Raw genomic sequence first — 10,715 nt, 5'->3', positions numbered from 1 at the left:
CCCGAGCGCGGCGGCCGGGCCCGGTTCGGCGGGCAGATGGACGAGCGTGGTGACCAGGACGGCCAGCGCCACCACGATCAGCGCCGCCACGGCGGCCCACAGCCGGTCGCGGCGGCGGATCAGGGCGAGCACACCCACCAGCGCGCCCACGGCGGCGCCGAACGGCCAGTACCGCGCACCCCAGCTCGTGGCGATCTCGTGCGCCTGGAAGGCGACGGCCGCCGCGAGCACGCCGCCGAGCCCGGCCTGGCCTGCGGTCCTCAGTCGATCGGCTGCGCGCACGGCGTCCACGCTAGAAGGGCGGCCCACTGCTGCGTATCGACCGAAAGTACTGTTACAGCCGGTTGATCACATCGTCCGCCACCTGCTGGGCCGATCGGCCGTCGGTGTCGATGCGCAGGTCGCCCGTACCGGTGCGATCCAGGGCCGCGGCCTCCTGCGCCGCCCGGTCGGCCACGCGGCGCAGGCCGTCCGGGTCCAGCCCCTTGATCGCGTCGCCCGGGATCGTCGGCCCGCCGCCTCTCCCGCGCTCGGCGACGCGCTCGCGCAGGGTCTCGGGGGAGGCGTGCAGGCGGCACACCGTCGGCGTGAGGTCGGTGAGCGCGTCGGTGTAGCGGCCGATGGTCTCGCCGGTGTCCGCCTCGCCGGAGACGACCAACCGCCGGGCTCCGGCCGCGCGGAACCCGGCCCACACGGCCGCGAGGTTGGCCGCCTTCAGGCGCCGGTCGGCGGCGGGCAGCGCCGCGATCTGCCTCAGGTCGAGGTACGCGGTCCGCGTCCCCGTTCCGTACAGGTGCCGGAAGACCTGGTAGCCGACGGTCGACTTCCCGACGGCCGTGGCGCCGGTGAACCACAGCAGGGGCAGCTTCTCCTCCGGCACCGGCGGTGCGGTGACGGCGCTCGCCCGGTGGCCGTCCGGACCGGTGGCGAGGCGCAGCCGCCGCCTGATCAGGCGGGCGACCTCGGCGACCGTCAGGCCGTCGGTGTCCACGTACGCCTCGGGGAAGCCACCCCGATCGAGGGCCTCGCCCTCGGCCACCGCATCCTCGACCAGGTCCGGCAGCCAGCCGCGCGCCAGGAACCGCCGCCGGAGCCCGTCGCCCGCGACCCGCAGGCGGCACAGGGAGAACTCGGCGTCCGGCATCAGGCCGGTGTAGTACGCGACCTCCTCCGGAGTCGGCGTCGACGAACGCCGCTTCGACTCCGTCGCGGCCGAGCTGGGTGTACACCTCCCAGCCCACGGTGGACTTCCCCACCCCCGAAGGTCCCGACAGCCAGAGCACGGGCAGGCGATCAGCGGTCATTCGCGCAACCCTAGCGGCCGGATAACGGAGTGCGGTCACGGCCTCAGAGATGCGACGATCGTCCGGTATGCGACACTGGCCACTTCTCGACCTGCGGCTCGTCACTCCTCGGCTGGAACTGCGGCCAGCCACACTCGACGACCTCGACCGCCTCGCCGACCGGAGCCTGGAAGGGGTGCACGCACCCGGCGACATGCCGTTCGGGTTCCCGTGGACGGCGGCGCCCGCCGCCGACCTGCCGCGTAACACGATCCGGTTCCACCTCGGGGCGCTCGCCGCCTGGCGGCCGGATGAATGGCACGCCCCGTTCGCCGTCGTCCACGAGGGCGAGACCGTCGGTGTCCAGTCGCTGCGGGCGAGCGAGTTCGCGACCACCCGCGAGGTCGGCACCGGCTCCTGGCTCGGGCTGGCCTGGCAGGGGAAGGGGATCGGCACCGAGATGCGCGCCGCGGTCCTGCACCTGGCCTTCCGCGGACTGGGCGCCGAGACGGCCACCTCCTCCGCGTTCGTCGACAACCCGGCGTCGCTGGCCGTCTCCCGCAAGCTCGGCTACCGGCCCGACGGCCTCGACGTCTGCGCGATCCAGGGGCGCCGCCGGGTCAACCAGCGCCTGCGGCTCATGCGGGCGGAGTTCGCCTGCCCGGTCGCGGTCGAGGTTCACGGGCTGGAGGCGTGTCTGGCGGACTTCGGGGCCGGGCCAGGCTGAGGCCCTGCCTCGGAGGAGGGCGCCCGGTCGGCCTGCCCTCGGCACCGTGCGCGGCGGCCGGACCGGGCATCGGGTACGGGGCGCCGAGAGGTCGCCGGGTGCCTACCAGGTCACCGGGAGGCGGCGGACGCCGTAGATGTCCATACCGTCGCGCATCGGGACCTCTAGCGGCGCCACGTCCAGCCGTAGTCCGGGGAAGCGGGCGAACAGTGCGGGGAAGGCGGCGCGCATCTCGACGCGGGCCAGTTGCTGACCGAGGCACTGGTGGATGCCGTGTCCGAACGAGACGTGGCCGGCGGCCTCCCGGCGCAGGTCGAGGACGTCGGGGTCCGGGTACTTGGCTGGATCCCGATTGGCGACGTGCATGCCGAGCGTGACGCTCTCCCCCGCCCTGATCAGCTCTCCGCCCAGTTCGACGTCCTCCAGCGCGGATCTGACGCCGAGGGGGACGATGCTGAGGAAGCGCATCAGCTCCTCCACCGCGCCCGGTGCCAGGCCCGGGTCCTCGCGCAGGAGGGAGAGCTGGGCGGGGTGCTCCAGCAGGACGAAGGTGCCGAGCCCGATCATGTTCGTGGTGGTGTCGAGTCCGGCGCCGAGCAGGAAGGCGCCGAGCGCGGCGAGCTCGTCGTCGGACAGTTCCGTGGTGGTGAGGTCGCTCAGCAGGTCGTCGGTCGGGTCCTTGCGCTTGGCGGTCACCAGGGCGGCGATGTACTCCCCGAGCGCGGCGTAGGCGGCGTAGTGCTCCTCCGGGGTGGCCTCCACGGCGCTGAGCCGGGCCGCATTGGACTGGAACTCGGCGCGGTCGGCGTACGGCACGCCGAGCAGTTCGCAGATCGCGGTCGCGGGCACCGGGCGGGCGAAGTGCTCGATCAGGTCGAGGCCGGGGCCGTGTGCCCGCATCGCGTCCAGGTGCTCCTCGGTGATCTCCTGGACGCGGGCGGTCAGCTGGGCCATGCGGCGCACGGTGAACTTGCCGGCGAGCAGTTTGCGGTAGCGGGTGTGGTCGGGGGCGTCCAGGCCGGTCATGTCGCCGAGCGGCGCGGGCGGTAGCGGTCCGACGTCGGCGGTCGGCAGGTGCATCAGTTCGTAGCGGGAGCTGAACCGGGGGTCGGCGAAGACCGTGCGGACCAGCGAATGGCTCAGCGCCAGCCAGCCGAGGTGGCCGTCGGGGAACGTGAGGCGCCACAGCGGGCCGCGTTCGCGCAGTGCGACGAGCTCGGCCGGAGGGTCCCACGGACGGTCTGCGGGCCGGGCGAGCGGCAGTCCGGCAAGGGGCTCGGACATGAGCGGTCTCCTTTGGCTGGAACGACGTTCACTTGATGCGCACACTGTACCCATAGCGATTATTGTGCGCAATATGCATACAGCGTGCGCGACAGGCGGGCTCGTGAAAACACGAGGAAAGCGATGATCTGCCGGTGTTAGCCTTCCGAGACCGGCCGCGGGACTCCGGCGCGACTTCCGGAACCGCCTTGCAACGCGATATTTCGCCGTTCGCGCCCCCATTCCCCGGCCGGTCCTCACCACCACGGAGGCTCCGATGGGAGAGACCCGCGCGGACCTGGTCGCGGCCGAGGACGTCCTGCTGTTCGTCAACGCGGCGATCACCTCCACGGGCCAGCGCGAGTTCCACTCGGTCGCGGACGAGCAGGACTTCTCCCTCGACTTCCTGCACAGCTACCTGCTGGGCAACTACCGCGAGCTCTACGCGTCCGCGCTCGCCCTGGACGTCAACGACCACAACGCCGCCCTCATCGCCCGCAACCTGCTGGCCACCTCGGCACAGGCCGCCCCTGACCGGCGCAGTCTCGAAGGGCGGCTGATCGCCAGGCGGCTGGCCGCGCTGCCGCCGCCCCGGGCGTACCGGCTGTTTCGCGAGCTGCGCCGGACCAGGGTGAACAACCGGCGCACCAGAGCGATCATGCGCGACTGGCTGGCCGCTCGCCCCGACCTCGCCTTCGACGCGGTGAAGTACCGCGACGGCGTCAAGTCCGCCGTCCGCCACGCTCATCTGAAGCCGGAGGGAGAACTGGGGACGTTCCTGTTCGCCCCGTTCCGTCCGGCCGGGTACCGCACCCCGATCCTGGAGAAGTGGCGGCAGGCGCACTACACGCAGGCCGCGATCTTCGAGCTGCCCTACACGGTGGCCGAGGGGTTCGCGGCCAGGCGGGGCCTGTCACGCGCCGACTTCCTGGAGCGGATCGCGCCCCGGCTCACCCAGCTGGAACGGCTGCGCCTGCAAGAATCGGCGCGCGGCCTGAAGACGGTGTCCGTGCGGACAGAGCTGTCGGCCATGCCGCTGACCAGGCTGGCCTCGTACGTGCTGGCCCTGTCCCTGGACGACCGGGCGGCCCGCCGTGCCGAGCTGACCGAGGCGCTGCGCGCGGCCGCCCGCAGAGCCGCGGGCGAGCAGGCCGGGAGCTGGGGCCGGGTGACCGCCGTCCTCGACGACAGCTTCTCCTCCTACGGCTCCGGCCAGAAGCGCCGCCGCCCCCTGGCCGTCGCGCTGGCCTGCCACTTCCTGCTGGAGGCGCTGGCCGGGACGTACACGCCGACGTGGGTGTCCGGCCGCACGGACGCGCTGCTGACCTACCCGTTCGGCGCGACGCCACTGGGCGAGCGTGTCCTCGACGCCCTCGGCACCCGGCCCGAGCGCCTGGTCGTCGTCTCCGACGGGTGGGACAACTCGCCCCCTGGGCTGGCGGGCGAGGTCCTGCGGGTCTGGCAGACCCGGCTCGACCCGGACCGCACATGCGCCGTCGTGCACCTCAACCCGGTGTACGACGCCGCCGGCTTCGACGTGCGGCGACTGGCGCCCACGGTGCCGACCGCCGGGATCAGGGACGCGGAGAACCTGGTCGCCCTGGTGGAGCTGGCCCGGTTCGCCGAGGGCCGCAGCGGCTTCGCCGAACTGCGCGCCCATCTGGCCCGCCGCGTCGAGACGTTCCTCGGGGAGGGACGATGAGGCGCCTCGACCTCACCGGGCTGACGACCCGGCCCGCGCAGGTGTGGGGCGGTATCCGCCTGGTGCCGCTGGTACGGGAGCGGCCCGTCGAAGACCTCCGGCTGGCGGCCGAGCTCTACACCGCCGACCTCGGCGTCGTGCGGGTGAACGCGCGTACCGCCTACGTCTCCTACATCCCACACGGCTTCGTGGCCGACTGGACCAACGACGGCTCGCCCGCCGCCGCGTACGGAACCCACCTGCGTGGCACGGCCGGACCGCACGCGGCACCCGCCCGGGTGCAAATGTCGTCGCATCGCCGCCTGGCCCGCCGCGTCGACCGGAACCGGCTGCGCTTCCTGCCGCTGCACCTGGCGCTGGAGGGCTATCTGGCGCTGCACTTCGGCGGACCGGAGATCGCATGGGCGGAGTGGTCACGCCGCGCGATCGACCGGGGGCTGTCCCCGCGCGCCGAGCAAGCGTACACCGGCACGGCCGTCGAAGGACTGCAGGACGCCCTTCGGATCTTCGAGATCCACGACGGACAGTGCGGCGTGCTCGTCTACGCCTCCGACACACTGGCCGCCGCGTTCGCGGTACCGCACCCCGACGACTACCGCACCCTGCATCCCACCCTCCTCCACGACCTGTACGGCGAGCTGATCTACCACCACGCGAATTACGGCGGCCCGGTGCCCGACTTCCTGGCCCGCATCGCGGACGCGGCGGTGCACTCGCTGGCCGATCTGCGCGAGCAGGCCCGCAGCCAGCAGGAGGAGTGGGCGACCTTCCACGACACGGCCATGGCGGACGGGCTGCTGTCGGCCGACTACACCTTCGAGCACGTCCACCGGCTCGGCGACTACCGGCTGTCGCGGTTTCTTCCGCCGTTCGACCGGCGACGGGACAACCACATCGGCGAGGTCATCACCGGCCCGGACGGCCGGCTCGCCTACCTCAAGACGTTCCGCCTGTCGGACAAGCAGGTCAGGCGCGGCCGCCTCCTGACCGAACTGGCCGCCCATGACTGGAACCTGGCCCGCGCCGCCGCCGCGCTGGGTCTCACGGAGGCCGCCCTCGGCCTGCGTATCGAGGCCGCCGGATTCGGGCACCTGCTGCGCCAGGACGTCCTGGACCGCTACCGCGCCCGGCGGCGCTGACCGCCATCCCGACAGACGTCAAGGGGCGGCGGCTGTCCGGAGGTGGCCATGGTGCGGGCATTGCCGGTGGGGCGTGCGGGGCGCACGCTGTCGTGGGTGGTTGTGGCACGTTCCCGAGATCACGGCCGAACCGCCCACCGGTCCACTGCGAACGGGAAAGGTACCGCGTACATGATCATCGTCCGACGACGTACGAGGAATCACGGCCACCTGTTACGCCGGCCGGTCGGGGCCGCCGCGACGCTGGCCCTGGCCGCCGCCGGCCTGGTCGCGCTGTCCGCCCCGGCGCAGGCCGCCTTCCCCGGCGGCAACGGCCGGATCTACTTCGTCGACCAGTCCACGGACCCCGACAAGGAGATCTACTCGATCAACCCGGACGGCACCGGCCTGACCAAGCTCACCGACAACGCCGACGCCGACAGCAACGCCGCCGTCAACGCCGCCAACACCCGGATCGCCTTCACCCGCTTCTCCGACTCGGCGGTGCAGGTGTGGACGATGAACGTGGACGGCAGCGCCCAGACCAGGCTCACCGACGGCCCGAGCGTCAGGGACGCGGCCATCGACTGGTCCCCCGACGGCACCAAGATCGTCTACACGGCGGGCAACGGCAGGCTCACCGTCGTGGCGGCCGACGGCTCCGGGTCCACCGAGTTCGGGGTCGGCGGCAGCACCCCCGCCTGGTCCCCGGACGGCACGAAGATCGCCTACTCCTCTGCGGGCAACATCTCCACGGTCAACGCCGACGGCACCAACGAGACCCAGTTGACCTCCTTCACCGGAAGCGACCGGGGCAACAAGCCCGACTGGTCGCCCGACGGCAGCCGGATCGTCTTCGGGTTCTCCGGCGCCACGCAGCAGATCCACGTCATGAACGCCGACGGCAGCGGCCAGGCCAATCTGTCGGGCGACTCGACCTCCAGCGGCGCCCCCTACTGGTCGCCGGACGGCACGAAGATCGCCTACACCTCGGACGGCGACCCGTTCACGATGAACGCCGACGGCAGCGGCAAGAGCGCGCTCGCCGTCGTCAGCGGTTTCCAGTTCACCACCGACTGGGCGCCCGTACCGGGACAGGTGCCGACCTCAGCCGACCTCGACGTCGACCTGGCCGCCGTGCCGCAACTCGGCCTGCTGGTGCCCGCGCTGCGCTACACGGTCACCGCGCGCAACGCCGGACCCGGTGCCGTCGTCACCGCCAAGGTGACCGCGACGCTGCCGAACGGCAGGACGGCGACGAACCTGTCCCCCGGCTGCACGACCAGCCCCGGCGTCGTCACCTGCACCTACTCGGGCATCGCCAAGGGCCAGAGCGCGAGTTCGACGTTCCGGCTCCCGATCGGCCTGCTCAACCTGGGCGGTGTCACCGTGACGGCCACCCGCACGGCATCGGCCCCCGCCGACCCGAACCCGGCCAACGACAGCGGCTCGGCCACCTGCACCGTCATCTCGATCGTGCTGGCCGTCTGCTGACGCCGTACCGGTACGGCTCCCCCCCTGCCACGGGGAGCCGTGCCGTCCCTCACTCGGTGGGCAGCCCGGCGGCGACCCAGTCCTCGATGCCCTCCCGGTACTTCCTGACGCGGGTGTAGCCCAGGGCGGTGAGGCGGTCGGCCACCTGCCCGCTGTTCGGGCAGGCCGGGCCGGTGCAGTAGGTGACGATGAGGGCCTCGCGGTCGGGCAGGACGGCGGCGGCCCTGGCGTCGACATCGCCGGGTACCAGCTCCAGCGCGCCGGGCAGGTGCTGCTGCGCGTAGTTCTGCCCGCCGAGGGTGTCGACGACGGTCACGGTACCCGCCTCGACGGCCGTCAGCAGTTCTTCTCTGGTGATGAGCGCGGTCATGGCACTGCCTTTCAGTATCGGACTATAGTCCGGTTGTGGCTCAAGACCGTACCGGACCGCAGTCCGCTTCCGCGATCCCGCTGGAACTGCTCCGCACCCCGCCCCCCAAGGAACGGGCGGACGCGGCGCGCAACCGCGCGGCCGTACTGGAGGCCGCCGCGCGACTGTTCGCGGAGAGGGGCGTCGAAGCGGTCTCCATGGACGAGGTGGCCGCCGCCGCGGGCGTCGGCAAGGGCACGGTCTTCCGCCGCTTCGGCGACAAGTCCGGGCTCGCCGCGGCACTGCTCGACGCCCGCGAGCACGTGCTGCAGGAAGCGATCCTGCACGGCCCCCCGCCCCTCGGTCCCGGCGCCCCGCCGGGCGAACGCCTGGCCGCCTTCCTCGGCGCCTACCTCGACTACCTGCTCGAACAGCTCCCGCTCATCCGCACCTCCGAGACCGCCGCCCCCGGGGCGCGCTATCGCATCGGCGCCTACCGGTTCTGGCACCGGCACGTGACAATCCTGCTCGGCGAGCAGGAGCCGGATCCCGGGTACGCCGCCCACGCCCTGCTGGCCGGGTTGTCGGCGGAACACGTGTCCGCGCTCCTGCCGGAACTCGGCGAGGCGCGTCTGCGGGCCGGTCTGCTCCGGGCGGCTCAGAGGCGTTCCAGCAGCTCCGCCGCCTGCTCGGAGAAGCCCGGGTAGCCGGTGCCGGCCGCCCGCCGCAGGTGCTCGGCCGCCCGCTCGCGGTCGCCGTCGGCCGCCGCGTACTCGCCGAGCCGGTAGCTGCCCTCGGCCACCAGCTCCGGGTCCTCGGTGAGCGGCAGCATGCGTTCGTACCAGGCACGGGCTCCCTCACGGGAGCCCTGCCAGTAGTGGAGCTCCCCCAGGTGCCCCATGATCAGCGCACGGTTGCGACCCTGTTCGCCGCCCAGATCGAGACCCTCCTGGAGCGCGTCGCAGGCCGCCGGGTAGTCGCCGTCGCCGCCGCGTGCTTTCAGCGCGTCCCCCAGAAGCAGTGCCGCGTGCGTCCGGAACTCGCGCTCGGCCCCCGCTTCGGCCAGCCGCCGGGCGGTACGGGCCGCCTCGACTGCGCCATCGTGATCCTGCAATCGCCGCAGCAGCAGGCCGAGCTTGAGCGCGGACCGCATGGCGGTGTCGTCGTTCCCGAGTTCGACGGCGCGCTGGTACGCCTCGGCCGCGCGAGCCCGGTCCCCGTACCCGCCGACGAGCACTTCGGCCTTGCGCCCGCAGAGGCGGGCGGCCACGTGCGGGTCGGGCTCACGGGCGATCAGCCCGTCGAACAGCGCGACCTTCGCCGTCTCGGTGTACAGACCGGCCAGCAACTCCTCCAGCCCCACCGACGCCGCATCCGGTTCCTCCGCCGGGGCGACGGCGGGTCCGGGGCGGTAGATGTGGAAGGCGCCGCCGTACCCGAGTCCGCCGGTGGTCACCGACGCGGCGAACAGGCTGCCGTCCGGCGACCAGCTCGTCGGCCCCACGTAGGCGCCGCCCGACCGGCACCGCATCAGGAGCGCGCCGTCGGCGACGCGCCGCAGTTCGAGCCACTGCTCGTCACCGAATCCCGGCCCGGTGCGGCGGCCCAGTGCGACCGAGTGGCGCCGGTCCGGGTGGATCGCCCGCCGGTTCCCCCCGGACACGGTCGCCGAGGGGTTCGGCCGGTACTCCTGCGGCGGGATCTCGACCTCCTCGCCGGTGTCGACGTCGTAGGCGGCGGTCGGCAGCTCCGTGTCCTCGTTCGGCCGCATGGTGAGCAGATGGGTGCCCGGTACCCACATGACGTCCTGGCCCCACAGCGGGCTGTCCGCGACATGGGCGTGCACGCTCCAGTCGCCGGTACGGAACACGGTCAGCGCGCACGCCTGGCTGGTGACGGCGAGGTAGCGCCCGTCGTCGGAGAAGGCCAGGTCGGACGGTGTGCCGGAGTCGTCGTCGCGATCCGGGAACGGCTTCAACGTCAGGGCCGGGGCGCGCAGGTCGAGCACGGTGGGCGCCTCGTCCTCCGACACCTGGTCGGCGAACCGGTCCATCGACGCGGTCGCCCAGGTACGGCCCGGCCGCAGCCCTTCCAGCCAGCGGGCGTGCGTCACCTCGACGTCGTAATCGGCCTGGACCAGCAGGTCCTCGTCCTTCCACCCGCCGCCGCGCAGGTAGTAGAAGTCGTGCTGGCCGTCCCACCGCTCGACCGGGTGGTTGCGGGTCTCGACGCGTTCGACGCGCCGGACGTAGCGGTGCGCCTCGGCCTTCAACCAGGCGTCGTCACGCACCTGGCCGAGGGTGATCAGCATCATCGGGGAGAATTCCGAGATCTCGCCGTCGTGGGCGTTCTCCCACAGGAGCGACAGGAAGTATCCCGGATCCTCGGGCAGCGGAGCGTGGGACTCGTCGACGACGTCGTAGTAGACGACGAAGACACGAAAGCGCACGCGCAGTTCGCCGGGGTCGACGTCCAAGACGCGGATGCCATACATATCTGTGGACATGGGGCCTTCCGGGGTGGGGTTCGTTCCGAGTCGCCCATGATCACAGAGGCGTCCGACAGATTCACGCCCCCGGCTACGGGAGTTCGGCCCGGTACCGTCCCGGGGTCACGCCGAACTCCCTCTTGAAGGCGTGGGAGAGGGCGTACGGGGTGCCGTACCCGACCAGCGCGGCGAACCGGCGGGCCAGCGTGGGCCGCGAGACGCCCGCCACGGCGGCCAGCCGCTCGTTTTCTCATGAACTTCACATGCATTGAGCGGCTCATCCGGCCACAA

9 protein-coding genes and 2 pseudogenes are annotated in these 10,715 nt (G+C 72.4%); 5 read left to right on the top strand and 6 right to left on the bottom strand.

All coding sequences use genetic code 11. The features are described 5' to 3' along the window. Positions 1 to 282, bottom strand: a pseudogene (locus ABD120_RS22680) (sensor histidine kinase); the annotation flags it as partial. A 52-nt stretch (positions 283 to 334) separates the two neighbouring features. Next, positions 335 to 1,144, bottom strand: a complete 810-nt coding sequence (locus ABD120_RS22675; protein ID WP_343951985.1) for a hypothetical protein — start codon at positions 1,142 to 1,144, stop codon at positions 335 to 337. 227 nt (positions 1,145 to 1,371) lie between these two features. Between ABD120_RS22675 and ABD120_RS22670 the strand changes: the two genes are divergently transcribed. Continuing rightward, entirely contained in the window at positions 1,372 to 2,010 is a 639-nt protein-coding gene (locus ABD120_RS22670; RefSeq protein WP_343951984.1) for a GNAT family N-acetyltransferase, read from the top strand. A 102-nt stretch (positions 2,011 to 2,112) separates the two neighbouring features. Here the strand turns inward: ABD120_RS22670 and ABD120_RS22665 are convergent, their stop codons facing one another. Then, positions 2,113 to 3,294: a cytochrome P450 gene (locus ABD120_RS22665; protein ID WP_343951982.1), complete on the bottom strand. Its 1,182-nt coding sequence runs from the start codon at positions 3,292 to 3,294 to the stop codon at positions 2,113 to 2,115. 256 nt (positions 3,295 to 3,550) lie between these two features. Between ABD120_RS22665 and ABD120_RS22660 the strand changes: the two genes are divergently transcribed. The 3 genes from ABD120_RS22660 to ABD120_RS22650 all read left to right on the top strand — a co-directional run bounded on the left by ABD120_RS22660 (position 3,551) and on the right by ABD120_RS22650 (position 7,587). Continuing rightward, on the top strand, positions 3,551 to 4,975 hold the full coding sequence (locus ABD120_RS22660) for a hypothetical protein (protein WP_343951981.1): 1,425 nt from the start codon (positions 3,551 to 3,553) through the stop codon (positions 4,973 to 4,975). Further along, on the top strand, positions 4,972 to 6,114 hold the full coding sequence (locus ABD120_RS22655; RefSeq protein WP_343951980.1) for an ARPP-2 domain-containing protein: 1,143 nt from the start codon (positions 4,972 to 4,974) through the stop codon (positions 6,112 to 6,114). The genes ABD120_RS22660 and ABD120_RS22655 overlap by 4 nt, the downstream gene beginning before the upstream one ends. A gap of 171 nt (positions 6,115 to 6,285) precedes the next feature. After that, a complete protein-coding gene (locus ABD120_RS22650) occupies positions 6,286 to 7,587 on the top strand; it encodes a DUF5050 domain-containing protein (protein WP_343951979.1) in 1,302 nt (433 codons plus the stop codon). Positions 7,588 to 7,636: 49 nt separating this feature from the next. On the opposite strand, the gene ABD120_RS22645 is transcribed toward ABD120_RS22650, so the two are convergent. Further along, positions 7,637 to 7,957, bottom strand: a complete 321-nt coding sequence (locus tag ABD120_RS22645) for a rhodanese-like domain-containing protein (RefSeq protein ID WP_343951978.1) — start codon at positions 7,955 to 7,957, stop codon at positions 7,637 to 7,639. A gap of 35 nt (positions 7,958 to 7,992) precedes the next feature. Here ABD120_RS22645 and ABD120_RS22640 point away from each other — a divergent pair, with 35 nt between their 5' ends. Continuing rightward, a complete protein-coding gene (locus ABD120_RS22640; RefSeq protein WP_343951977.1) occupies positions 7,993 to 8,643 on the top strand; it encodes a TetR/AcrR family transcriptional regulator in 651 nt (216 codons plus the stop codon). Here ABD120_RS22640 and ABD120_RS22635 read toward each other — a convergent pair. Beyond that, entirely contained in the window at positions 8,595 to 10,412 is a 1,818-nt protein-coding gene (locus tag ABD120_RS22635; protein ID WP_343951976.1) for a tetratricopeptide repeat protein, read from the bottom strand. The genes ABD120_RS22640 and ABD120_RS22635 overlap by 49 nt on opposite strands. 103 nt (positions 10,413 to 10,515) lie before the next feature. Then, positions 10,516 to 10,662: pseudogene (locus tag ABD120_RS22630) on the bottom strand (AraC family transcriptional regulator); the annotation flags it as partial. Between the last annotated feature and the right edge of the window lie 53 nt (positions 10,663 to 10,715).

The organism is Nonomuraea longicatena (assembly GCF_039525605.1).
Taxonomy (GTDB): domain Bacteria; phylum Actinomycetota; class Actinomycetes; order Streptosporangiales; family Streptosporangiaceae; genus Nonomuraea; species Nonomuraea longicatena.
The sequence above is the reverse complement of the archived record's forward strand: the minus strand, read 5'-3'. Positions and strand labels throughout refer to the sequence as shown.

Excerpts from the sequence above, each read along its gene's own strand:
- ABD120_RS22645 (WP_343951978.1), bottom strand. The coding sequence starts at position 7,957 with ATGACCGCGCTCATCACCAGAGAAGAACTGCTGACGGCCGTCGAGGCG.
- ABD120_RS22655 (WP_343951980.1), top strand. The coding sequence starts at position 4,972 with ATGAGGCGCCTCGACCTCACCGGGCTGACGACCCGGCCCGCGCAGGTG.
- ABD120_RS22675 (WP_343951985.1), bottom strand. The coding sequence starts at position 1,144 with ATGCCGGACGCCGAGTTCTCCCTGTGCCGCCTGCGGGTCGCGGGCGAC.
- ABD120_RS22650 (WP_343951979.1), top strand. The coding sequence starts at position 6,286 with ATGATCATCGTCCGACGACGTACGAGGAATCACGGCCACCTGTTACGC.
- ABD120_RS22670 (WP_343951984.1), top strand. The coding sequence starts at position 1,372 with ATGCGACACTGGCCACTTCTCGACCTGCGGCTCGTCACTCCTCGGCTG.
- ABD120_RS22660 (WP_343951981.1), top strand. The coding sequence starts at position 3,551 with ATGGGAGAGACCCGCGCGGACCTGGTCGCGGCCGAGGACGTCCTGCTG.
- ABD120_RS22665 (WP_343951982.1), bottom strand. The coding sequence starts at position 3,294 with ATGTCCGAGCCCCTTGCCGGACTGCCGCTCGCCCGGCCCGCAGACCGT.